19 protein-coding genes and 5 pseudogenes are annotated in these 22,189 nt (G+C 68.9%); 8 read left to right on the top strand and 16 right to left on the bottom strand.

From position 1 onward, the window contains the following. The first annotated feature begins 114 nt into the window (after positions 1–114). Positions 115–1,917 carry a group II intron reverse transcriptase/maturase gene (gene ltrA / locus OG936_RS35040; RefSeq protein ID WP_406500687.1) on the top strand — a complete coding sequence of 601 codons (1,803 nt, stop codon included), beginning with the start codon at positions 115–117 and terminating at the stop codon, positions 1,915–1,917. Positions 1,918–1,990: 73 nt separating this feature from the next. Continuing rightward, a pseudogene (locus tag OG936_RS35045) lies at positions 1,991–2,509 on the top strand (IS30 family transposase); the annotation flags it as partial. Between the two features lie 5 nt (positions 2,510–2,514). Here OG936_RS35045 and OG936_RS35050 read toward each other — a convergent pair. Then, a pseudogene (locus OG936_RS35050) lies at positions 2,515–2,697 on the bottom strand (transposase); the annotation flags it as partial. A 19-nt stretch (positions 2,698–2,716) separates the two neighbouring features. Beyond that, complete coding sequence (locus tag OG936_RS35055; RefSeq protein ID WP_406499847.1) at positions 2,717–2,983, bottom strand: hypothetical protein; 267 nt, start codon at positions 2,981–2,983, stop codon at positions 2,717–2,719. 203 nt (positions 2,984–3,186) lie between these two features. Here OG936_RS35055 and OG936_RS35060 point away from each other — a divergent pair, with 203 nt between their 5' ends. The 3 genes from OG936_RS35060 to OG936_RS35070 all read left to right on the top strand — a co-directional run bounded on the left by OG936_RS35060 (position 3,187) and on the right by OG936_RS35070 (position 6,778). Further along, the gene (locus OG936_RS35060; protein WP_406499848.1) at positions 3,187–4,080 is read left to right on the top strand and encodes a terminase large subunit domain-containing protein; all 894 of its coding nucleotides are present in this window, start codon (positions 3,187–3,189) and stop codon (positions 4,078–4,080) included. A 325-nt stretch (positions 4,081–4,405) separates the two neighbouring features. Then, a complete protein-coding gene (locus OG936_RS35065; RefSeq protein WP_406499849.1) occupies positions 4,406–5,260 on the top strand; it encodes an alpha/beta hydrolase family protein in 855 nt (284 codons plus the stop codon). A gap of 117 nt (positions 5,261–5,377) precedes the next feature. Then, on the top strand, positions 5,378–6,778 hold the full coding sequence (locus tag OG936_RS35070; protein WP_406499850.1) for a carboxylesterase/lipase family protein: 1,401 nt from the start codon (positions 5,378–5,380) through the stop codon (positions 6,776–6,778). A gap of 39 nt (positions 6,779–6,817) precedes the next feature. Here OG936_RS35070 and OG936_RS35075 read toward each other — a convergent pair whose 3' ends face one another. From OG936_RS35075 to OG936_RS35085, 3 genes are all read right to left on the bottom strand, one after another. Continuing rightward, positions 6,818–7,999 carry a PucR family transcriptional regulator gene (locus OG936_RS35075; RefSeq protein ID WP_406499851.1) on the bottom strand — a complete coding sequence of 394 codons (1,182 nt, stop codon included), beginning with the start codon at positions 7,997–7,999 and terminating at the stop codon, positions 6,818–6,820. A gap of 10 nt (positions 8,000–8,009) precedes the next feature. Continuing rightward, on the bottom strand, positions 8,010–8,447 hold the full coding sequence (locus OG936_RS35080; RefSeq protein WP_406499852.1) for a recombinase family protein: 438 nt from the start codon (positions 8,445–8,447) through the stop codon (positions 8,010–8,012). 132 nt (positions 8,448–8,579) lie between these two features. Then, positions 8,580–8,927 carry a hypothetical protein gene (locus OG936_RS35085; protein WP_406499853.1) on the bottom strand — a complete coding sequence of 116 codons (348 nt, stop codon included), beginning with the start codon at positions 8,925–8,927 and terminating at the stop codon, positions 8,580–8,582. A 168-nt stretch (positions 8,928–9,095) separates the two neighbouring features. Between OG936_RS35085 and OG936_RS35090 the strand changes: the two genes are divergently transcribed. Continuing rightward, positions 9,096–9,470 (top strand): reverse transcriptase domain-containing protein, encoded by a 375-nt coding sequence (locus OG936_RS35090; protein ID WP_406499854.1) that lies wholly within the window; start codon positions 9,096–9,098, stop codon positions 9,468–9,470. A gap of 12 nt (positions 9,471–9,482) precedes the next feature. Continuing rightward, positions 9,483–9,812, top strand: coding sequence for a group II intron maturase-specific domain-containing protein (locus tag OG936_RS35095; protein WP_406499855.1), 330 nt, complete (start codon positions 9,483–9,485; stop codon positions 9,810–9,812). Positions 9,813–9,899: 87 nt separating this feature from the next. On the opposite strand, the gene OG936_RS35100 is transcribed toward OG936_RS35095, so the two are convergent. Both OG936_RS35100 and hemC read right to left on the bottom strand, forming a co-directional pair. Next, positions 9,900–10,340, bottom strand: coding sequence for an NUDIX domain-containing protein (locus OG936_RS35100; protein WP_406499856.1), 441 nt, complete (start codon positions 10,338–10,340; stop codon positions 9,900–9,902). Between the two features lie 408 nt (positions 10,341–10,748). Beyond that, complete coding sequence (hemC, locus tag OG936_RS35105) at positions 10,749–11,744, bottom strand: hydroxymethylbilane synthase (RefSeq protein ID WP_406499857.1); 996 nt, start codon at positions 11,742–11,744, stop codon at positions 10,749–10,751. 201 nt (positions 11,745–11,945) lie between these two features. On the opposite strand from hemC, the pseudogene OG936_RS35110 reads away from it, so the two are divergent. Further along, a pseudogene (locus OG936_RS35110) lies at positions 11,946–12,940 on the top strand (IS5 family transposase). A gap of 30 nt (positions 12,941–12,970) precedes the next feature. Here the strand turns inward: OG936_RS35110 and OG936_RS35115 are convergent. The 9 genes and pseudogenes from OG936_RS35115 to OG936_RS35155 form a co-directional block, all read right to left on the bottom strand. Further along, positions 12,971–14,103: pseudogene (locus OG936_RS35115) on the bottom strand (IS630 family transposase). Between the two features lie 243 nt (positions 14,104–14,346). Then, positions 14,347–15,234, bottom strand: coding sequence for a glycosyltransferase family 2 protein (locus OG936_RS35120; protein ID WP_406499858.1), 888 nt, complete (start codon positions 15,232–15,234; stop codon positions 14,347–14,349). Between the two features lie 61 nt (positions 15,235–15,295). Beyond that, positions 15,296–17,650, bottom strand: coding sequence for a methyltransferase, FxLD system (gene fxlM, locus OG936_RS35125; RefSeq protein WP_406499859.1), 2,355 nt, complete (start codon positions 17,648–17,650; stop codon positions 15,296–15,298). Positions 17,651–17,784: 134 nt separating this feature from the next. After that, positions 17,785–18,018: pseudogene (locus OG936_RS35130) on the bottom strand (M15 family metallopeptidase); the annotation flags it as partial. After that, positions 18,003–18,197 (bottom strand): hypothetical protein, encoded by a 195-nt coding sequence (locus tag OG936_RS35135; RefSeq protein WP_406499860.1) that lies wholly within the window; start codon positions 18,195–18,197, stop codon positions 18,003–18,005. The pseudogene OG936_RS35130 and the gene OG936_RS35135, both read right to left, overlap by 16 nt. A 5-nt stretch (positions 18,198–18,202) precedes the next feature. Continuing rightward, complete coding sequence (locus OG936_RS35140; RefSeq protein WP_406500747.1) at positions 18,203–18,541, bottom strand: GNAT family N-acetyltransferase; 339 nt, start codon at positions 18,539–18,541, stop codon at positions 18,203–18,205. 127 nt (positions 18,542–18,668) lie between these two features. Beyond that, positions 18,669–19,985, bottom strand: a complete 1,317-nt coding sequence (locus OG936_RS35145; RefSeq protein ID WP_406499861.1) for a phosphotransferase — start codon at positions 19,983–19,985, stop codon at positions 18,669–18,671. A gap of 80 nt (positions 19,986–20,065) precedes the next feature. Beyond that, on the bottom strand, positions 20,066–20,935 hold the full coding sequence (locus tag OG936_RS35150; RefSeq protein WP_406499862.1) for a class I SAM-dependent methyltransferase: 870 nt from the start codon (positions 20,933–20,935) through the stop codon (positions 20,066–20,068). A 12-nt stretch (positions 20,936–20,947) separates the two neighbouring features. Then, positions 20,948–22,111, bottom strand: a complete 1,164-nt coding sequence (locus OG936_RS35155; RefSeq protein ID WP_406499863.1) for a protein-L-isoaspartate O-methyltransferase family protein — start codon at positions 22,109–22,111, stop codon at positions 20,948–20,950. Positions 22,112–22,189 lie beyond the last annotated feature (78 nt).

A 22,189-nucleotide genomic window follows, 5' to 3' on the forward strand; every position in this document is an offset into this window, starting at 1 on the left:
TAACCGTCCGGATACGGACACTGCCCTGACCCGAAAGGGTGCTGACGTGGGCCGGGTGAGCCTGTGCAGAATCGCTGGATAAAGACGACGGAACCGAGGGGCAAGTTGGACACCATGCTGATAGCGGACGGGGCGGCTTCGGCCCTTCCGGCTGCGTCTGCGCCGGTGAACGGACCCGAGGGCGAAGACTTGGACTGGGCGTCGATTGACTGGCGGCGGGTCGAGGAGGACGTACGGCGTCTGCGGCAGAGAATCTTCACGGCATCGCAGGCAGGGGATCTGAAGAAGGTCCGCAATTTGCAGAATCTGATACTCCGGTCCCGTGCGAACACGCTCCTGAGCGTGCGACGGGTCACGGAGATCAACGCTGGACGCGCGACGGCGGGAGTCGACGGAAAAGTCGTGTTGCTTTCCCAGTCCAAGGCCGCATTGGCCAAATGGGTCCAGCATCGCGCCCGACCGTGGATTCCCAAGCCCGTCAAGCGGGTGTTCATCCCCAAACCGGGGACCACGAAGAAGCGCGGACTCGGGATTCCCGTGATTGTTGACCGGTGCCTGCAAGCTGTGGCATTGGGAGCATTGGAGCCCGAGTGGGAAGCACGGTTCGAGCCGAAGTCGTACGGCTTCCGGCCCGGACGAGGCTGTCACGACGCGATCGGGGCCATCTACTCCACGCTCAACGGGAAGAACCCGCAGCGTGCGTGGGTGCTCGACGCAGACCTGACGGCGGCGTTCGACCGCATCGACCACGCCCGGCTCATGGCCGCTCTCGGCACCTTCCCCGCCCGGGGACTGGTCCGTCAGTGGCTGAAGGCCGGGGTCGTGGATCGCGGCCGGTTCGCCCCGACCGAGGAGGGAACTCCGCAAGGAGGGGTGATTAGCCCGTTGCTCTTCAACGTGGCCCTGCACGGAATGGAGGAAGCCGCAAGGGTCCGCTATTACACCACCGGCAGAGATGCCGGGAGTGCGCAGAGCGGCAGCCCCGTGCTGGTGCGGTACGCAGATGATTTTGTCGCGATGTGCACCAGCCGTGAACAGGCCGAGCAGGTCAAGGAACGGCTGGCTGCATGGCTGACGCCCAGGGGACTCGCCTTCCACGAGGACAAGACACGCATCGTCCACGCGGAGAGCGGATTCGACTTCCTGGGGTTCAACATCCGCCGCTATCACGGCAAACTGCTGATCAAACCGAGCATAGCGGCTCAGAGACGGATACGGGAACGGCTCAGTACCGAAATGGTGGCCCTGCGAGGAGCTAACGCCGGTGCGGTACTCAAGAAGATCAACCCGATCGTGCGGGGTTGGTCGGCCTACTACCGGACGGTGGTGTCCAGCGAGATCTTCACGGCGCTGGACAATCACATGTGGAAGCTCGCTTACAAGTGGGCCAAGCACAGTCACCCGAACAAGCCGAAGCACTGGATATCCGACAAGTACTTCGGCCGGTTCAACAAGTCCAGGAACGACCGGTGGGTGTTCGGTGACCGCGACAGCGGCGCCTACCTGCTCAAGTTCTCTTGGACGAAGATAGTCCGGCACCAGTTGGTCAAGGGGAAGGCGTCCCCGGACGACCCAGCCCTGGAGTCATATTGGGCTCAGCGGCGACGCAAGGGAATTCCTATGCCAGTCGACGCCATGACCGTGCGTCTCCTACAGACACAGCACGGCCGTTGTTCGATCTGCGGAGGGCTCCTACTGCACGCCGACCACCCGCCACAAAGCCCAGGAGAATGGGAAGCGTGGCGGGTTGTCATCCGGAAGGCGATCTCCAAGCAATACATTGCCTTCCCGGACGGGAGCACGCTGGACGGTCAACGACTCCGTCTCCTCCACACCCATTGTCAGCGGCGGAATGGAGCCACTGCGACAACGAGGCCAGTACTTTTGCCTGCCAGCGAGCCTCTGGGGCTTGCTTGAGCCGTGTGCGGTGAATAGCTGCTTGCACGGTTCTGAGGGGGCGGGGACGCAGTAATGCGTCCCCGCTACCCGACTCATCATCGGCACCGGCAAGTCCGCGATCGGTACTCTGGTCGAGCGCACGACCCGGTTTACCATGCTGCTGCACCTGCCCCGGATGGAAGGCTTTGGCACCGAGACGAGGGTGAAGAACGGGCCGGCGCTGGCCGGTCTGGGTGCCGAGGCCGTCAGGGACGCGATCGCCTCCACGATCACCACGCTGCCCGAGCAGCTGCGTCGCTCGTTGACCTGGGACCGCGGCAAAGAACTGGCACAGCATGCCCGGCTCCGCGTCGACACCGGCCTCGAGATCTACTTCGCGGACCCGCACAGCCCGTGGCAACGCGGCACGAACGAGAATACGAATGGGTTGCTGCGGCAGTACTTTCCGAAGGGCACGGACTTGTCCCGATGGCAGACAGACGACCTCGCAGCCGTTGCACTCGCCCTCAACAGCCGCCCCCGCAAAACCCTCGGATGGAAGACACCCGCTGAAGCCCTCAACGAACACCTACTCTTGACTCAAGAAGCCGGTGTTGCGACAACCGATTGAGTCCGGGCGGTCTTCCACGGTCCGAACCGCTCGGGCAAGTCACGCCACTGCACCCCAGTCCGTACCCGGTGCAGAATCCCGTTGATCACCTGCCGGTGATCCCGCCACCGGCCACAACGCCCGTTACTGACCGGCAGAAACGGGCACAGCCGTTCCCACTCGGCATCTGTCAGATCGCCCCGCTCCATGTCCACATCAACGACCAAGTCAAGCGGCAGTCATCGGCCGGACAGGTCCTAGCAGGTTCGGAAGCGGTTGATAGTAGGGCAGCACGTCCATGTCGAGCAGCGACGTGAGGTAGAAGGAGACGACGCAGGGGAGCACCGTGTCGGCTTCGGTCGTAGCGGACAGCGTCCCTGAGATAGCCCCGGCAGCCACGGTGGCGCGCACCTGCTGGGAGAGCGACGCATGTTGCCGTTGTGCTGCCATGAGCTGGTGGAGGGCGACAAGCATCTCGGATTTGCCGCCACCCATGCTGGCCCCGAGCCGAGACGCCCTGATCCGGGCCGCGTGCAATGACGTCCGCGAGGCCCTGAAAGAACGCACCACCGAACTCGACGAACAGGTCGACGAGCGACCGATACCGCGGGCTCTCGGCCGGACAGTGCCGCGCCATCGCCGCCCGCGCCAACCCGTCCCTCCTCACGAAGCTGATCCGGGTCGAGCAGCAGATCACCATGGACCGTTCTCTCGGGGCTCTCGCCGCTGTCCTCACCGACCGGCGCGAGATGCAGGCACAGCACCTCAACCTCGTGGACACCGCGTGGAACGACATGGCGGAAGGCCGCCGCGACCGAGTCATGCCTCCCCGTCACGGCAAGTCCCGCCGCGCGAGCGGCTGGGGGCCCCTCTGGTTCCTGCGGAAATACCCGCACCGCCGCGCGAACATCGGCTCCTACTCCTCGGACCTGGCCGACGAGCACGGCGCCTGGATCCGCGACGCCATCCAGACATGGGGTGACGACCTCGGCATTCACCTCAACCCCGGCTCCAAGGCCCGCAACCGTTTCGACCTGCACGGTCACGAAGGCGGGCTGATCGCGGCCGGTATCGGCGGCGGCCTCACCGGCAAGGGCGCTTCCATCGCGATTGTCGACGACCCGGTCAAGGACATGGCCGACGCCGACTCCCCGACGATGCGGAAACGTGCATGGGACTGGTGGCAGGCCGTACTCCAGACCCGTCTGGAACCGGACGGGGCGATCTGCGTCATCCAGACTCGCTGGCACGAAGACGACCTCTCCGGCCGTATCCTCGCCCAAGCCGAAGCGAACGAGTGGCACGTCATCGAGCTGCCCGCCATCGCCGACAGCCCGGATGACATCCTCGGCCGGAAGATCGGCGATCCCCTGTGGCCGGAACGCTTCGACGCCGTCCACCATGCCAAGACCAGGAAGCGCGTCGGTGAACGCGTCTTCGCCGCCCTGTACCAGCAGAAGCCCCGGCCCTCAGAGGTCGGAGTCTGGGCCCGCGCCTGGACGCGATCCTTGAACCGGTGCGGGAAGACGCCTGACCTACGGTTTTATCGGTGTGCATTATGTGCGCTGTGGGTGTTACGGGCGATATCTTGACGCTGAAATGACGCTCGTGGCACTCCTTCTGATGGAGCGTCACCTGATTGACCGTGCAGGTCATGCGGGGCAGACGGTGCGCGGGGCTTTCTCAGTTCCCGGCGTTCTCCTCTCGGGACCGGGCGGCGGGCTCTCTGTCGTAGCGGCGGAACCGAGCATGGCACCCTCACCGCGCTCAGGCCTCTCGGCATGTTGCACAAACTCCGACGTCGCTGCTTGCCGCGATTGCGCAGAGACGGGTCTCGAACCGTGCTTCAGGATGTGCGATCAGACAAGGCGTGAGCCGGATGAAACATCCAGTTCACCGTGACATCGGGAGTCCGCTGTGATCTGGAGAAAACTGCTCGTCCCCCTGACCTCGCTCCTGCTCCTGCTGACGGCCTCTGCCGGCACGGGAGCGGCCGCGGCGTCCACCGGTTCCCCCGCCGGTGCCAGTGCCGAGGCGGCCGCGGCCGACTACGGCGCTCCCGGCCCCTACGCCACCGCGGTGGAGGTCGGGGTGGTGACCACCCTGTACTACCCGCGTGACATCGCGACCAGCGACCGCCGCCACCCCGTGATCGTGTGGGGAAACGGCACCTTCGCCTTCCCGGTCGTCTACCGCGACCTGTTGCTCCACTGGGCCAGTCAGGGCTTCATCGTCGCCGCCGCCAACACCCCGCAGTCCAACCTCGGCATCTCCATGCGCGCCGGGATCGACCTGCTCACCCGTCGCAACGCCGACCACGGCAGCCCCTTCCACGACCGTGTCGACCTGGAGCACATCGGCGCGTCCGGTCACTCGCAGGGCGGCGCCGCCGCCATCGTCGTCGGCGCGGACCCGCGCATCGACACCATCCTGCCCATCCAGCCCGGGCCGCTCGCCGACATCGACGACGTACACGTACCCGCGCTCCTCCTGGCCGGGCAGAAGGACAGCATCGTCTTCCCCTTCCTGGTCAAGACCTTCTACAACGACGCCGACCACATACCGGCCATCTACGGGGAACTGCGCGGCGCCGATCACCTCACGGTCGTGGGCGACCCCGGCCCGTTCGCCGCGCCCACCACCGCCTGGTTCAAGGCACACCTGATGGGGGACCAGACGGCGCGTGCACAGTTCTTCGGGGCCGGCTGCGGGATCTGCACCGACAGCGGCACCTGGTCCGACGTCCGCCGCAACGGCCTCGCAAACCGGTGACCCGCTCCCGGAGATCCCTTCCGCCGTGACCGGCGGCCGTCCCGATCCACGCCGCCCGCCCCTGACGCTCCCGCGACCAGGGGCGGCCGGCCCCCGTTCGCACACGGAAGGACCGCCATGGACCTCATCGCGACCACCGGGCAGGGCAAGGTCCGAGGCCGTTTCCACAACGGGATCGCCACCTTCCTCGGCATCCCCTACGCCGCCCCGCCCTTCGGCGCCCACCGTTTCCGCGCTCCCGCCCCGGTCGAGTCCTGGGAAGGGGTACGAGACGCTCTGGAGTACGGGCCGACCGCCCCCAAACGCCCATACCGCCCGCCCCTCGACCGGCTGATACCCGATCCGAGCATCGCCGGGGACGACTGTCTCAACCTCAACGTCTGGACCCCATCCGTCGGCGAGGGCCGGCTGCCCGTCATGGTCTGGATCCACGGGGGTTCCCTGCGCAACGGCTCGGCGAACCTGCCGCTCTACGACGGGGGCGCCTTCGCGCGCGACGGGGTGGTCCTCGTCTCCGTCAACTACCGGCTCGGCGTCGAGGGGTTCGGGGTCTTCCCCGACGCCCCCGTCAACCGGGGCCTCCTCGACCAGATCGCAGCCCTGATCTGGGTCCGCGACAACATCTCCGCCTTCGGCGGAGATCCGGCGAACGTCACCGTGTGCGGGGAGTCCGCCGGCGCGATCAGCGTCGCGGCCCTCATGACCAGCCCCGGCGCGGCCGGGCTGTTTCACCGGGCGATCCTGCAGAGCGGCCCGCCGCACACGATGTCGCGCGGCGAGGGCGCGAAGACCGTACGGTCGATGGCGAAGAGACTGCGGATCCCGGCCACCGCCGAGGCGTTCGCGGCGGTGGACCGAGACCTGCTGCTGGACGCGCAGGCCGCCGTCGTCGACCGGTCCGACCCCATCGGCGGCGGTCCCGGCTTCCATATCGTGGTCGACGGCGACGTGGTGCCCGCCGCCCCGCCCCTTCCCGAGGCCGACCTGCTGCTGGGCTGCAACCGGGAGGAGTACCGGCTGTGGTTCGTACCCGGCGGAACCGTGGACCGGATCAGCCGGCTCACCCTGCGGCTGGCACTGCTGAAGATCCGTGTCCCGCAACGCGTGGCACGCCTGTACCGAGCCACCCGGCCGCACGCCAAACCCGGTGAGATCCTGGGAGAGATGGCCACCGACCTGCTGCTGCGGGGGCCGCTCAACCGCCTCGCCGACTCCCGGCCCGCCCGCACCTTCGTCTACGAATTCTGCTGGCGCTCGCCCGTGATGGGACTCGGTGCGTGCCATGCGCTGGAACTCGGCTTCGTCTTCGACAACCTGCGCGCCGCCGAGGACCTGACCGGGCCCGGCGCGCCCCAGCCACTGGCCGACGCCATGCACCGGGCCTGGGTCGCCTTCGCCACTACCGGACAGCCGGGCTGGTCCGGCTGGAACGCGGACCGGCCCGTCATGGTCTTCGACCACCCCGGCGCCGGCCCGGTCCTCGCACCCCGGCACGAGGAACTCGGCGTCTGGCTCTGACAGATGACAGGCCGAGCGCTCGCCGACGCCGGCCGTGGTTCATCCGCTTTCCGCTGCTCCTGCGGATCCCTGCCATCCGGTGGCCCCGCGGTGATCCGCGGGCCCGGCCAGGTCCCTGGCGACGAGCGCCGCCTGGATCAGCCGCGCCTGCGCGGGAACCGCGAGGTCGAGGCCCGTCAGCGCGCTCACTCGCTGCAACCGGTAGTCCAGGGTGTTGCGGTGGACGCACAGCTCCAACGCCGTCTGGCGGCGGTTGAGCCCCCGCTCCACGAACACGCGCAGCGTCTCAAGCAGGTACGGATGCTCCTCCAAGGGGTCGAGTTTGGCCGCCAGCCGCACCAGGCCGTCCCCGGGGCGCGCGAGCTGGTGCTCCAGCAGCACGTCGTCGAGGCGGTAGCACCCGGGCGGGCGTCCCAGGCGCCGGACGAGATCCAGCACGCGGCCGGCCTCCTGCGCCGCCGAGGAGATGGCCGCCGGTACGCTGGAGCGGGCGGCGGCGGCGCGCACGGGCTGCCCCACGTCCTTCTCCAGCCGGGCCACCAGGCCCGGCACGTCGGACCTGCCCGGCAACAAGGCGATCCGAGCGACGTGGTCCATCAGCACAGGGATCCCGGTGAAGGCGTCGAGCGAGGACTGCACCAATCTGCTCGGCGGGTCGGACTCGAACGCGAAGGCAACCACCTCGTACTCACCCACCACGGCCACCCGCGCCACGCCCGCCAGCTCCTCGTACGGCCGTCCTGCCAGCAGGGCGCCGAGCAGGGCCCGCCGAACGCGCTTGTCCTCGCTGTGGAGGTCCTCCTGGGCGTTCTGGTGGGCGAGGACGACCGCGGGCAGCGCGGCGTGCAGGCAGGCGAGCAGCTTGCCGCCCGCCCCGGCCAGCTCACCGGGCTCCGCGACCTCGGTCAGCGTCTGCCACCACACCTCGGCGCCGATCAGGTACGCGGCGATCACCGCCTCCAGGGGGACGCGCTCCTCGGCCCGGCGCGCCGACCACTCGATGAGCCGGGTCAGATCGCCCGGCCCCATCGGACCCCCGCCGCCGTCGCGCAGTGCCCTGAGCAACAGCGCGTGCACCGCCGCGATGGACCGCGCCACCTCGCCCTGGAGGGTGGCGCGGGGCAGCGCCCCGTAGAACGGCGCCTCCGCCGCGCAGCGCGCGACCACGACGGCCGTGAGGTCACCGACCCGGGCGGCCATCCGGGCGTGCAGGTCCGACATCGGCGCATCGTCACACCGCCCCGGCCGTGCCGTCAATCGGGGCCCCGGGTCCGGCGGCGCGGGCAGTGCGTCGGGCGTGTCCCCGAACCGCTCCCGGCCGCCAACTCGTCGACGAAAGAGGGCGGACGAACTCCACCCGGGTGCCGGCCCGGGCGAACTCCTCGACCAGCAGGGCCTGGTAAGCGAACTTGCGGGCGAGGCGGTCAGGCGCGTAGCACAGCACCACATCCACGCCGACCTGGGCGACCAGGTCGCGCAGCCGCTCCAGCGCGGGCCTCACCAGGGTCGCCCCGGAGTGCCCCTCGTCCTCGAACACCCACTCCTCGGGCAGCTCAAGACGCTGTTCGGCGGCGTGCGCGCGCAGGGCCGCGGTCTGCGAGCGAATCGTCTGGTCCTTCTTCTGCCGGGCCGAGGACACCCGGGCGTAGATCGCCACACTTGTTGTCATCGCTCGCTCCTGCCTGTTCCAGGCGGTCCCGTAACCGGGCCCGCCGCTGCGGAACCAACGCCGCGTAGGCCGCGGCCAGGTCCGCCGCCGCATGGCGGTCGAAGACCGCCTCCACCTGAACCTGCCGGTTGCTCACCTGCCCGGCCGGCCCTCCGGGGCATCCCGCTGCAAAAACTCGGCCAGGGCCTGGGCCACCACCGCGGAGATCGCCCGGTCGCTCTCGTGGGCACGGGCGCGGATCTGTCCTGCCAGAGATTCCGGCAGCTTGACGGTGAACACCACGCTCGACTCGGGGACTTCGAGATGTCCAGCGGCCATGGCCTGCTCCAGATACCGGCGTGCCTGACGCACCGATACCCCGTACCTACTCGCCAACGTGCGGGCGGCTGCGGCCACGGGCACACCCGCCCCGACCAGATCCGCGGCGGCGTTGACCCGCCGGGCGTACTCGACGCTATCGACACGATCACCACGCACCATGTCACAAACCTACTACCCATTGTGACGCTCCTTACCCTCCGCGCGTGGAAGGAGTTCCAAGCACCGGTAGCCAAGCGTCACCTCGAAGCAGAAGTTGCCCATTGCGTTGGGGGCGTGGCCTCCCCGTTGCTGGCCAACATCGCTCTCTCAGTGCTCGATTAGCATCTGATGGGGCCGTGGAAGCCGGGCGGAGAGATGTCGCTCGCCTGGGAACGCGGGTATCGGCGTCGCCGAGGACTGCCGAACTGGCGGCTGGTCCGTTACGCGGACGACTTCGTCGTCCTGGTCAACGGCACACGTCAGGACACCGAAGCAGTCCGCGAGGACGTCAGCCGGGTGCTGAAACCTCTGGGTTTGAACCTCTCCGAGACAAAGACCCAGATCACGAACCTGGCCGACGGAATCGACTTCCTGGGGTTCCACATCCAGTGGCGCCGCAAGAAGGGGACGGAGAAATGGCACGTCTACACCTTCGTCAGCCGGCGTCCCATCCGGCAGCTGAAGGCGAAGATCCGGGCCCTGACCCGCAGGCAGTCGCAATAGGATCTACAGTCCGTGCTCCGCAGGATCAACCAGATCCTGCGCGGCTGGTCCGCCTACTTTCAGCACGCCGTCGCCAAGAACCAGTTCAGCGCGCTCGCCCACTTCGTGTGGTGGCGGCTGATCAGGATGCTCAAGGCCCGGCACCACTGGACGTGGAAGGACATCCGCCGCCGGTTCGTCACCCCGCAAGGGCACTGGCGGCCTATCTCGGCGGACGGGACCGACCTCTTCGACCTCCAGACGGTCGCGGTCACCCGCTACCGCTGGCGAGGGGCGAAGATCCCCAGCCCATGGCCAACGATCCAGCCCACGACGGTCTCCGTGGAGAGCCGGGTGCGCTGAGAGGCGCACGTCCGGTTCGGCGAGAAGTCCGGGGAAACGGACCGGGAGCAATCCCGACACCACGCCCCGGACTTACTCAGCGTCACCTCAGCCTTCGAGGTGGGCGGTCGTGCCGGCCAGGCGGGCGCGCAGCGCGGCCAGCATGATCTGTGCGTCCACGGGGATCATCCGCTCGGCCGCCGCCCGGGAGTGGAGGAACTCGTATCCGTGCAGCTCGTCTGCGGGAAGGCGGAGGGCCGCGATGTCCGGCTCGGTCAGAGTCCCGCCGTCCAACACGTAACGCACCTCGCCCGGGAAAGGCAGGTCCGGAGCGACGTCCGGATGTCCCGGGGCGAGCCAGTTCACGGCCAGCACCCTCCCGGACGTCCTCAACAGCCCGAGTTCCTCGTGCACTTCGCGACGACAGGCCTGCTCGGGGCTTTCACCCGGCTCGGCACCGCCACCCGGCAGCAGCCACTGCCTGCGGTAGGTCGGCTTGACCAGCAGGACACGGCCGAGCCCGTCCGTGAACACCGCCGCTGCGCTCAACCAGACAGAATGGCGTGATCGGGCGTAGCTCTCCTGGGACATCTTCGGCTGCTCGGGTAAGGCGGCTGCGCCACTGTGTGCGGGGGTATTCATTCCTGCTCCCGTCTCTTGCGTTCGTGGTGCATGGCATTTGTGTGTTTGCGAGCTTGGCGGAACGGACCCGGACGCGGTAGCCCGTCCAGTGGCGCCGTCCCGGAGTCGGGATGTGGGCCGGCCCTGGGGAGAGGGCGTGGTTGGGGTGAAGGCAATGTGTACGGATACCGCGCTGGCGCGGGTTTACAGATCGGCCAAGCCTCTGCCTGGCCAGTGGGCGTTCGCGCGCGAAGCTGTTGAACTGGCCGGTCAGCAGCACGGTTGTGGTCGTCCAGTTGTTCAGGCGGTGCGAACGCGGTCTTGTCCGTACGGTGTTCAGCTGCTGTGGTCTCGGGTTTCGTGTCCGGCCGTGAGGAGACGGGCCGCACCGTCGGCCAGTAGTTGCTGACCGGTGTGGTGTCCGGTGTTACCGGCTTCGGTGCAGGGGCCGGACGCGGTGGCGGTGAGGGGGGCGTTGCCGGCCGGGTCGAGGACGGCGGCGTGCACGGTGAGTTGCCGGCCGTCCGGGTCGAGTACGGCGTGGGCGGAGGCTGCGGTGAGGCATCCGCCCTTAAGCGCGGCGAGGGTGGCGCGTTCGGCGGTGTACTGGAACTCGGTGGGCGTGTGAGTGAGAGCGGCGAGCAGGCTGTGGGTTGCGGTGTCGCCGGTGCGGTGCTCGATGGTGACGATTCCCGCTCCGGACGCCGGCAGCCACCGGGCCGGGTAGAGGATCTCACTGGCGCGGTCGGTGTGGCCCAGGCGGCGTAGGCCCGCGTACGCGGCGATCATCACGTCCGCGCCCAGGGTTCCGGCGTCGAGGTGGGTCAGCCGCCGGTCGGCGTTCCCGCGGATCGGAGCCGGGACCAGGTGTGGGTGCAGGGCGCGCAGGAGAGCGGCGCGGCGGGGTGCACTGGTGCCCACGCGGGTGCCTGGCGGCAGGTCGGCGAGGCAAGTGGGCGGGTGTCCCGTGGGCAGGACCAGAGCGTCACGGGCATCCTCGCGGGGCAGGACGGCGCCGAGGCTGATGCCGGGGGACCGGTCGTGCTCGGACTGTACGTCCTTGGCACACGCGATCGTCGCGTCCACCCGCCCGTCGAGCAGGAGGGTGTCGGCACGGCGGGTGAAGGCGCCCTTCCCGCCGATCTGGGCCAGCGGGCAGCGGTGCGCGTCGCCCTCGGAAACCACGTGGATGATCTCCAGAGTGATGTCCGGGTACCGGTGAGGAAGAGGTCGGCGAACCGGTCCGTTTGCTCGAGGGCCATGGGGCTGGGCCGGGTGGCGAGCCGCAGAACGGCGGTGGTGGTCGGGATGGACATCGAGGAGTCTCCGCAAGGTGTTCGGGACGGTGGGTCAGGGGGTATGTGGGCCAGCTGTGTCTGGCATCCGACGGGGCCCGAGGCGCGGATCCGACGGCCTGCCTCCGGGCAGCGCCATGCTGCGGTTGTCGGCCGTGGACTAGGGCGTGTTCCAGGTTCAGATCACTGTTGGGTCAAATCGCTCCGCCGGAGTGGCTCGGGACGGTAGACATCCGGGGTGACGCGAGGCGATCTGACGGATGCAGAGTGGGAGTTGTTCGAGCCGCACCTGCCGCTCGGCGTGAGCGGACCGATCCCTGACCTGCGTAAACAGTTGAACGCGGTGATGTGGAGGTTCCGGACCGGGAGCCCGTGGCGCGACATCCCCGAACGCTACGGGTCCTGGTCCACCGTCTACGGCCGCTTCCAGAAGTGGGCCCTTGCGGGCACCTTCGAGACGCTGATGGAGCGGATGATCGCCGAGGCGGCCCGGCGAGGACAGGCCGATCTGGACCTGGTCAGCGTCGATTCCACCGTCGTACGCGCGCATCACCACGCGGCCGGCATGGCCGTCGACCCCGAGCTCCTGGAGGAACTGGTGAAAGCCGCCGAGGAGGAAAAGGGGCTCCAGCAAAGGGACAATCCGCCCAGGTGACGGCCGAAGGCGACCCGGTCAAGGAAGCGTTACGTGCCGAACGACGACGGATACGCCGCCGCCACAAGGCCCGCCTGAAAGCTGCCGCGTTGGGGCGCTCGCGGGGCGGGCTGACGGTCAAGACGCACCTGGCCACCGACCGGCGGTGCCGCCCGCTGTCGTTCGTGGTGACGCCGGGACAGGCGGCCGACAGTCCGCGTTTCGCCGCGGTCCTCGACCGAGTCAGGATCCGTGGGCCGGTCGGTCGGCCCCGCACCCGCCCCGGGGCCGTCGCCGCCGACAAGGCGTATTCCTCCCGCGCGAACCGCTCCTACCTGCGTAAACGCCGGATCCAGGCGGTGATCCCGGAGAAGAAGGACCAGGCCGCCCACCGTAAGAAGCGAGGCTCGAAGGGCGGCCGCCCCCTCTCCCACGACGCCGAGCTTTACAAGGAGAGGAACACCGTCGAGCGCGGCATCAACAAGATCAAGGAATGGCGAGGGCTGGCCACCCGCTACGACAAGACTCCTACCAGCTACCTCGCCGGACTCCACCTACGCGGATCGATCATCTGGCTCCGGAGTCTCCGCCCCACATGATCCGAACCTGGAACACGCCCTAATGCCGCATCAAGCAACGTTTGCCCTGTCTACGATGGCGCGTAGGTGCCGGTCGCTGGCATGGCGGTTTCGCCAGATGATGTAGCGGCGGATCATGCTGCCCTGTTCCTTGTGGGTGGCGTGGTCGGTGCCGTCAAGGGTGAAGTAGCGCAGGGCGGTGAACTGTGCCTCGATGCGGTTGAGCCAGGAGGAGTTCGTCGGGGTGTAGGCGATCTCGACGTTGTTCGCCGCCGCCCAGGTGCCGACCCGTTGGCACCTCTTCGTGGTCAGATGCGGGGAAAAGTTGTCGCAGACGATCGCGATCCGCACCGTCGGCGGGTAGAGGGTGCGCAGGTAGCGGCAGAACTCCAGGAACTGCGTCCGCTTCTTGACCGGCTTGATGTGGCCGTAGAGCTTGTCCTTGGCCAGGTCCAGGGCGGCGAACAGGTGCCGCACTCCGCCGTAGCGGTTGTAGGTCGCCCGCCGTCGCCGGCGTGGTTACGGTCGGAGTCCTTGTGCTTGCCGCCGCGCTCGGCCCATTGCCGACCCGGGTGAGGCATCAGGTTGAGCGGCCCGAACTCGTCCAGACAGAAGATGACTTCGGGCTCGCCGTCCTCGGGTATGACCTCGCCGTCGGCGATCGCGTAGAGGTGTTCGACGCGGGCCTTCTTGGCCGCGTAGTCCGGATCGCGGGAGGTCTTCCAAGTCTTCAGGCGTTGAAACGAGACGCCTTCCTCGCGGAGCAGGATGCGCAGGCCCTCGTGGCTGATGTCGTCGACCACCCCCTCGGCAACCAGGAAGTCCGCCAGCTTGGTCAGGCTCCAGGTCGAGAACGGCAGGTCGTGCTCGGTCGGCTTGGACTTCGCGATCTTCTTGATCTCGCGCCGCTCGGGCAGCGTGAACGTCCTGGGACGACCGCCCTTGTACTTCGGATACAGCGACTCGAAGCCGTCGGTGTTGAAGTTGTGGATCACGTCCCGGACCCGGTCATTGCTGGTGAACGACACCTCGGCGATCTTCGCGACCGGCATGCCCTGCGCGGACAGCAGCACCATCTGGGCCCGCCGCCAGGTCACCACCGACCCAGTGCCCCTGCGGATGATCCGTAGGAGCCGTCTGCCCTCGTCATCGTCGATCTCGCGTACATGTACTCGTTCCGCCACCCAGCCAGGGTGACGGCCACGTGCCGCCCGGCACAGCACCCCGGACGGCGCGTCACATAACAACAGGGCAAACGTTGTCTGCTACGGCACTAGCTGTCGACTATGCCTCACGCTCTTCGCAGCCAGCCGGTGTAGTGACAGGGCACGCGGTGCGGTGCGACCACCGGATCAGGTGTCGCAGATCCCCCTTTCCCACGGGCAGTGGCTGGACGACAGGAAGAGCGGCTCTGTTGGTCGGGCAGGTTAGATGACGGGCGGGCGGCCGGCTGCGGTCAGGCGCAGGACGGTGCGCCAGCTCATGGGACAACGGGCCTGGTCACGGCGGCGGGACCAGCCTTCGCGCAGGCCGCGGAAGGACTCGCAGGCTCCCCCGCCACGCGCTGAGCGGACCGCGGTGATGAAGGCCCAGATGGCCAGGTAGGCGGGGATGAGCGGGGCCGGCAGGTTGCGGTAGGCGACCCAGACCCGGTTACGGGCGGCGAGCCGGTGGAACTGGTCGTGGCGGGCCGGGCTGGTGAGAGGGTGGTGCATACGCACCTCGGCCGCGTACCAGCCCGTCGACCCCCGAGACCACAATCTTTGCGCCAAGTCGAGCCCCTCGTGATACAGGAAAAACTCGTCCGCCCAGCCGCCGACGGCGTCGAAGGCGCTCCGGCGGACAAGGACGACACCCTCGGTCATGGTCGTGATGGTGCCGGGGCGCCACGGGTCGCTGGTGCGCAGGCGTGGAACCCAGCGTCTCGGACTGGTGGTGTCGTCCGGGCCCGTCAGACGCGGCTGGACATAGGCGGCGCCGGGGTGCTGCTCGGCCGCAGCCACCAGGCGGGAGAGCACGTCTTCCCGGGGGAAGGTGGCGTCGTTGTCCAGGAAGAACAGGCAGTCGCCCGGGTGTTCGGCCTCCCCGAGGGCGCGGGCGCCGGCGTTGCGGCCGCCGGGGATGCCGAGGTTCTCCTTCAGGACGACCGTTCGTGCACCGGCCGGGACGATGTCCGGGATACAGCCGTTGCCGACGACACAGATCCGCAGGTCGACGCCACGCTGAGCAAGGAGTGTGGCCTGCGCAGCCTTCTCCTCCGCGGGACGGTCGTTCATGGTCAGCAGCACTACGTCCACGACGCGAGGATGCGACATGGCTTCCCTTTCTCGTTTGGTCCCGCGCTATCGACCTCGGTCGGCAGGGGCTGCCAGACGATCACATGCCCTCCTGAGCCGCGGCGACAGCTTGTGTCCGCTCAACAGGTGCCGGGAGCCGGGCGTCACGCCCGGGCCACTGGAACACCAGGCGGGAGTGCTTCTTGTCCAGGACATCCCCGGCGGACAGCCGGTGATCGGGGGTGCCGGCCGGATGGACGGTCAGGGCCGGGGCGACGCCGTCGCGCACGTCGCGGTCCCAGGCCCTCACCGTGTCCGCCAGCTGTGCGGCGAGCAACGGGCCCTGGTCACCAAAGGCGTGGACGACGAACTCCCACAGCCGCTCCGCCGGGGTGTCTCCCTGCCGGGTCTGGACGTGGGTGAAGTACGCCAGCGAGGCATTGCCGAGGATCGCTGGAGCGTCCGCGCCCTTCGCGATCCGGGTGATACCGGTGTCCTTGTCACGGTCGAAAGCCAGGCGGCAGAAGAACGGAAGCGTCGTTGCCGCGAACAATTGCAGCGAGCCGAAGTACACGCCGCTGCCCACGGTCACGCCCGTAGCCACCTCGTGACGCCGCCCGCGCAGAGCCTCCTCCAGCCCCTCGGTTGGCACCAGGGGGCCGTCTTCGAAGCGGATCTGCAGCTGGCCGTCCAAGAGGTCGACGACCGGGGTGGTGCGGGCGTGCCCGCCCTGGTCGCGGACGAACCCGCAGTGCGTGAAGCCCCGTGCGCGCAGCACATCTCCCTGCCGCTGGAAGGTGATCGCACGGGTGTAGCCATGGATTTCGAGCGGCAGCACCAGGTGCCCGCCCTCGGCGAGCTGCTCACGCCAGGCGGGGGCGATGTCCCAGACGTTGTGGGTGATCACGCTTGCGTCGAACCCGCCCCGGGGCACATGCCGGGGCGGTGCGCCGAGCGCGCCGTCGCCGTGGAGGGCAACAACGCACCCGCTGCCGGCCTCCGCGGTGAACCGGCGGGTGCGGTGCACCACATGCGGGTCGATGTCGACGGTGACGACCTGCCCGCCCGGGCCGATGACATGGGCGATCAACTCGGCGTTGTAGCCGCCGGATCCCGCCTCGTACACACTCGCGCCCGGCCGGAGGTGGAGGCTTTCGACCATGTCGGCCTGGAGCCAGGCCGCGGACACCGAGCTGGTCGCCCGCCCGGCGTCGTCGCGGCGGGTGACCACGGCCAGGTCGTCGTCGTAGGCCGTCTTGAGGTCCTTCTCCTGCGCGTACCGGTGCCGGGGCACCGTGCGCAGCGCCTCCTGAACCGGTGCGGAGGGCGCCCAGCCGCCCGCGATGACGGCGTCCGCCATCTTCTCGCGCAGCCGGATGGCCTCCGTCGGCTCGCCGGGCACGGGCGGCTGGACTGCGGCGAGCGGGTAGGCGTATACCGGCGGCAGACCGGGGGTGATGCCGGGCCAGACCGCGTCCAGGGCCTGCGCAGCGGGGGCGAAGACATCGCCGATATGGTGAAGCGCGTGCAGGTCCAGCCACTCCCACCGGACGAACAGCTCTCTTTCCCGGTTGGTCGGTGTCCCGGACCAGGCGGTGATGCGGACAACGGCAGTGAGCCGGGGCACGCCGTGGCTGTCGTCGACGAGCACCGTCAGCACGTGGGCGTCGGATTCGGCGGCTACCAGGCCGGATTCCTCTTCTAACTCACGTACGGACGCCGCCTCGAAGCCCTCGCCTCCGCTCGTCTTGCCGCCCGGCAGCTCCCACATGCCCCGGGTGGAGCGGCCGAGAAGGACCCGCCCGGCCGTGTCGGTGACGACCGCCAGCGCCCCGGTCAGGGCGTGTGCGGTGGGCGGCCGCTTCTCCACGGCCCTGATTGCGGTGTGGCACGGACCGCGCAGGATCAGGACAGCGAGCTCGTCCACCTCCAGCCGCTCCGTCTCCTTCCAGCCCGCGGTGAGCAGGCTGATCTCTTCGTCGTCGAGGGCGATGTCCCGCCGCTCGCGCGGCGTGTGCGAGGTCGTGGGCGTGATGACCACGACCGCGCCGCCGGGCCGCAGCCGCTCACCGAGCGCATGCAGGACTCGGGTCCGGTCACGCAGGAACGCGTACGCGAGCCGCAACGTGATCAGGTCGTAGCCCTCACGATTCAGCTCGACGAGGTCGTCCTGCTCGATGTCCAGGCGCAGCCAACGCACCCGCTCGGCGCCTGCGTGCTCGGCGCGCGCTCGGATGAGGGCATTGCCGGCGTAGTCGATCCCGTCCACCTGGTAGCCGATCCCGGCCAGGAATGCGGCAAGGCCACCGGTCCCGCAACCTACATCCAGGGCCTGCCCGCCGTCCGGAGCGGGAACGTGCTCGCTGAGCACGGCCCGCTCGGCGCCCCCAAGCAATCTGAACCCTTTGCCGTCCTTGTAGTGCGTGTCCCATTCCTCCGGAACGACGTATCCCATATGTGCTCCTTACGTGATGCGGTCGCTGTCGCTGGGGTGCGCCATTAGGGTTTCGCCGGCGCGTAGTGTCAAGCCGGATTTCAGCGGGCCCATTTCGGTAAAGCCCGTCTGTCCGGGCATTTTGGGCTGACGGTTCACGGGTGTTCTACCGGCCCGTACAGGGCAGCTTTCTGTCTCTTCATCAGCGCCCAGTACCTATCGCCGTAGCTGAAGTGCCACCACTCCGTGCTGTAGTTCACGAGACCGGCGGAGGACAGCGCCGTATCGAGGATGTCCCGGTTCGAGCGGGCGTGCGGGCTGATGTTGTCCGCTGCCGTGTAGCAGGCGCCTGCACTCACCTCCGGGTTCGCGTTCACGGCCGTGCCCACTGCCACGGATGCGTCTGGGAATCGATGGCCCGCAGCTGGAGGGACCGGTCGTGCTCATCGGTGAAGTACAGGCAGTCGAAACCCGTCGACTTCGGCACCGTCCAGGCGTACTGCTCGGGCGGAAGGCGCGCGGAGTCTGCCCCGGGCTCCCCGCAGGACTGCTCAGGGAATCTGGTCATCCGCATCAGCGCGGGGTTGCTCGCGACCCGAGCGACTCGTAGAGCGGTGCGGAACCCTCACTGGCGTAGAGCTCGTAGAGGGTGACGCCTTCTTGTTCCAGGTGCTCCAGAAACGCGGCAAGGGCCGCTTTGGCATAGCCACGCCGCTGGTAGGCCGGTCCGTGGCGACAGCGTGGATGCGCACCGCCAGGCCCTTGGGGTACCGGCGTGCGGGGAGCACGCAGTGGACCAGGCCGAGGGCGCAGGTGGCGAGTGTGCCGTCGGGTGCGTCGATGACGTAGGCCCGGGCATCGCCTCCCGGCTGCAGACGAGCCGCCAGCAGGTCCTGTCCGGTGGTAATCCAGCTCGCATCAAGCGGTTGGGACAGGATCAGCTCGGATCTCAAACGGGCGATCTCGCCGGCATCGACGGGCGTGGCCAGGCGGGGTGTGGTCACAGTGTCAGCCTTTCTTCCGAAGCATGCTCAGGGAACTATGGGTTGCTTGCGCAGCAGTGGGCGGTACGGATCCGGGCGAGGGTGCGGCGGCTGCGTTCCAGCAGTTCGGGATCGCCCGTACGACTGCCGTACTGGATCCCGGAAAGGGAATCGAGCGCCAGCTCCACGGCCAGGCGCTCTTCCTCGACCGGGGTCAGCGGCCTGCCGTATCCGGCCATCAGCGCCTCGTACAGATCGGGGCGGTTGGCCCAGGCGTCCGACAGACGCGCGAAGTCCCGAACGGCGGGGCCCTCTTCGCTCCGCTCGAAATCGATCACGCCGAGGGTTCCCGCTTCGGACAGCAGCAGGTTCCTCAGCTGGAAGTCCCCGTGGGTGGGCACCAGGTCCAGGCCGGGCAGTCGGGCGGCACGGTCGGCCAGAGCGCGGATCATCTCCTCGTCACCGGGAGCCAGATGTTCGCGCGCGCCGGCCAGGTGCCGTTCCAACTTCCCCAGGGCCACCGGCGTTCCGGGCCCTGGGCGGGGCGGGGCGCTGTGGTGGATCGCGGCCGCGAGCGCCCCGATACGGCGAAAGAGCTGCCGTTCCTCTTCCGGCGTGTGCAGGGCGCCGTGCAGAGGACGGCCGGGCAGGGCGGTGACGACGACGGCCCGCAGGTTCTTGTCCGCAGCCACCAGCCGGGGCGCGGCCGGCCCCAGGCATGGAACCCAGGTTCGCAAGGCACCGACCTCGCGTTCGTGGAAGCGGCCATTCTGATGGATCTTCACCGTCCAGGTGCCTCCGGCGGCGCCGCGAACCCGCCACACACGGCTGCCCTCGCGCGCCCAGGAGGTGTCCGTCCACTCGGCGATGCGCCCCACCACTCGTTCGGCGAACTCGTGCACACGCGGCTCCGGTTGTGCGGACGCTGGCGCGTAGCCGATGCCGGGGATGAGGCGGAGCCGGTCAGTGGCAGGGGCGTAGCTGATCGGGTCGTCAGGCTCTTGGAAGTGGACAGCGAGCCTGCTGCCGGCTTGGTAGGCATCGAGCCCTGCCCGGCAGTAGGCCACCATCGGGAAGGGCAAGTCATCGAGCTGGTACCAGTCCATTGCGTCACACACGCCGGGTTCGAGGATCTGAGGTGTGCCCTGCCAGTGCCTGACCTCGAAGAAGAACCCGGTCCGGGCGCCCCCGTGGGGGCTGCGGTGGTGCACGGTGACGGCGGCCTGGATGTCGGCGGGGCTGATGACTACGCCTGTCTCCTCGTGCGCCTCGCGGATCAGCGCGGTCACGGCATCCTCGTGCGGCCCGTCGAGGTGGCCCGACGGCAGATGCCACAGGCCGGCCGCGTACACCTGCCCGGCCCGCCGCGACAACAGAACCTACGGCCCCTCGGCGGTCTCCCGTCGCAGGATCAGATGGACGTCCACCGGCTCGGCGTGCCGCTCCCCGCCGCTCACTGCGCACCCCCGGGACGCCGGGCGAGCAGGATCGTGAACACGGCGTGTTCTGTCAGGAGCCCATCGGCTGCGTACGCGTGGAGCAGTGTGTGGGCCTCGTCCTCGAACTCGGCATGCTGCTCACCGAAGAGCTCCGGCCCAGCGAAAGAGGTCGTGTGCAGGTAGCCGACCACTTCCTCCGGAGTCCAGGGGCGGGCGACATGGATGCGATGTTCGGTGAAGTCGCTCCACGCCGAGGCGGCGAGGTCTTCCTGGTACGTGCGGCGGGGCTCGGTGTAGTCACCCAGAGCGCCCGCCCGACGCCTGGGGCCCAGGTAGCGATGGATCAGCTCGCGTAGGGCATGGGTCCAGTCGGCGTCATGCGTCCACAGGCTGCCGTCCCCCATGATCGCGACTGTCGCCAGCGGTGCGGCGAATCGATCCGCCATGGCCAGGACGGAGGGGCCGCTCATCCAGTGGTAGGAGCGGCAGCACGTTACGAGGTCCGGCCTCCACGGGTCTTCTCCCGGCAGCGGGGCGAGTGGCCTGTAGACGTCGGCTGACGAGTGAACGAGACCGAGCGTGCAGGACCCGAGGGCGGGCGCGAGCGCAGCGCGAGCCTGGTCGAGCATCGGCCGGCTGCAGTCGACTGCTTCGATATGCGTGAGGCGTGGGAGAGCTGTGAGCAGGGCTTGAGGGACCTGCCCTGTGCCGGTGCCCAGGTCCAGGAGAGTGGGGCGGGAAAGGTCGCGGACGGTGTCGGCCAGCAGCTGGGCGGCCTCTGCCGGCAGGCCGGGCCGGAAGTGGCCGTACCTGACGGCTCCAGCAGCGAACAACGCTTCCTGTTCGGGCGTTGGCGGCGGATAGGGGGTGTCGGGATACGTCATCAGGAAGCTCCTTCATCGTGGGGGGCGGGGAATGGGAAGCTCCCAGGACAGGCGGCCGCACTCGGAGGCGGCCCGCTGCCCGCCGTCGGGATCGAAGGAGAGGCGGTAGCGGTCAGGAGAACCAGCTGCTCGCCACAGGTCCGCGAGGTCCTGGAGCTCCTTCCAGATGTCGCGCGGCCCTTGCGTGGTGACGTTCCAGCGCTGGTGGCCCACGGGCTCCACGCGCAGCCACGACCCGCAGCCGGGCGCGCCGATCATGAGGTGCTCGACACCGAATTCCCGCACCAGCCCGCCACCGAGGAGATGGTCGGCCGCCAGCCAGAATCCCCGGTCGGTGTCCGCGGGCGGCGCCAGCATGCTCCGCTGCGTCCACGTGCCCGGTTCGGCGGTGATGCGCTGCCGGAACTCCTCGCTGAGCCAGATCCGTTCCATGCCGTGCCCGGCCCGGTGGGCGTATTCGACGGCCCGCAGCTCCGCCTCGTGACGTCCGTCGGCGGTTCGCTCGACGACGGCGAGGGCGGGCCACGATGGGGAAGCGGTGGTGACGTGCGCCAGTAGTCGGCCCCTGGGGGCAAGTTGCTCGACGAGGGCGGCCGGCACGCGCTCCACCGTGTACGAGAAGAAGACACGGTCGAAGGGCGCACGGGCCGGACAGCCCTCGTCCCCCCGCCCGCACACCACCTCCGGCCGGAAGCCGATGTCGGCCAGCCGTGCCGCGGCCGCCTGCGCGAGGTGCCGGTCCCGGTCGAGGGTGACGACCCCCTGGTCGCCGCAGACTTGGCAGGCCACCGCGGCGGTCACCCCCGCGCCCGTGCCGACATCCAGGACCCGCTGACCGGGCTGGAGATCCAGCTCGTCCAACAGCGAGGCGGTCAGGCCCATCACCGTGGACATCGACGTGATCGACGCCCCCGACCGAGCCCCGTACGCCCGGCCGAGGAGCGGCTCCCCGTCGTGCTGGACGAGCACACTGGCCCCGCCGTACAGCACCCCTTGGAGTTCCTCACGGTCCTGCGGCACTGCCCAGTCCAGCAAGTCCCAGCGCGGCGGCTTCTCTCCGTCAGCGGTGCGCCGCACATAGGCCTGCGGCATCAGCACCTCCCGGGGCAGGACCAGCAACGCCTCGCGCACGGGTCCTCGCTGGAGATCGCCCGATGCCTCAAGGCGTGCCACCATCTCCGCTCGCGCGGCGGCACAGTCCGCCGTCACAGGTGCGGCATGCCGTGCCGAGGGGGGGAACCGGGCACCCTTCGG

Source organism: Streptomyces sp. NBC_00846, assembly GCF_045207325.1.
Taxonomy (GTDB): Bacteria; Actinomycetota; Actinomycetes; order Streptomycetales; family Streptomycetaceae; genus Streptomyces.

What these genes read in the sequence shown, in the direction of transcription:
- ltrA (WP_406500687.1), top strand. Translation starts at nt 115, where the DNA reads ATGCTGATAGCGGACGGGGCGGCTTCGGCCCTTCCGGCTGCGTCTGCG.
- OG936_RS35055 (WP_406499847.1), bottom strand. Translation starts at nt 2,983, where the DNA reads ATGGGTGGCGGCAAATCCGAGATGCTTGTCGCCCTCCACCAGCTCATG.
- OG936_RS35060 (WP_406499848.1), top strand. Translation starts at nt 3,187, where the DNA reads ATGGACCGTTCTCTCGGGGCTCTCGCCGCTGTCCTCACCGACCGGCGC.
- OG936_RS35070 (WP_406499850.1), top strand. Translation starts at nt 5,378, where the DNA reads ATGGACCTCATCGCGACCACCGGGCAGGGCAAGGTCCGAGGCCGTTTC.
- OG936_RS35075 (WP_406499851.1), bottom strand. Translation starts at nt 7,999, where the DNA reads ATGTCGGACCTGCACGCCCGGATGGCCGCCCGGGTCGGTGACCTCACG.
- OG936_RS35080 (WP_406499852.1), bottom strand. Translation starts at nt 8,447, where the DNA reads ATGACAACAAGTGTGGCGATCTACGCCCGGGTGTCCTCGGCCCGGCAG.
- OG936_RS35085 (WP_406499853.1), bottom strand. Translation starts at nt 8,927, where the DNA reads ATGGTGCGTGGTGATCGTGTCGATAGCGTCGAGTACGCCCGGCGGGTC.
- OG936_RS35090 (WP_406499854.1), top strand. Translation starts at nt 9,096, where the DNA reads ATGGGGCCGTGGAAGCCGGGCGGAGAGATGTCGCTCGCCTGGGAACGC.
- OG936_RS35120 (WP_406499858.1), bottom strand. Translation starts at nt 15,234, where the DNA reads ATGTCGCATCCTCGCGTCGTGGACGTAGTGCTGCTGACCATGAACGAC.
- fxlM (WP_406499859.1), bottom strand. Translation starts at nt 17,650, where the DNA reads ATGGGATACGTCGTTCCGGAGGAATGGGACACGCACTACAAGGACGGC.
- OG936_RS35135 (WP_406499860.1), bottom strand. Translation starts at nt 18,197, where the DNA reads ATGACCAGATTCCCTGAGCAGTCCTGCGGGGAGCCCGGGGCAGACTCC.
- OG936_RS35150 (WP_406499862.1), bottom strand. Translation starts at nt 20,935, where the DNA reads ATGACGTATCCCGACACCCCCTATCCGCCGCCAACGCCCGAACAGGAA.
- OG936_RS35155 (WP_406499863.1), bottom strand. Translation starts at nt 22,111, where the DNA reads ATGGTGGCACGCCTTGAGGCATCGGGCGATCTCCAGCGAGGACCCGTG.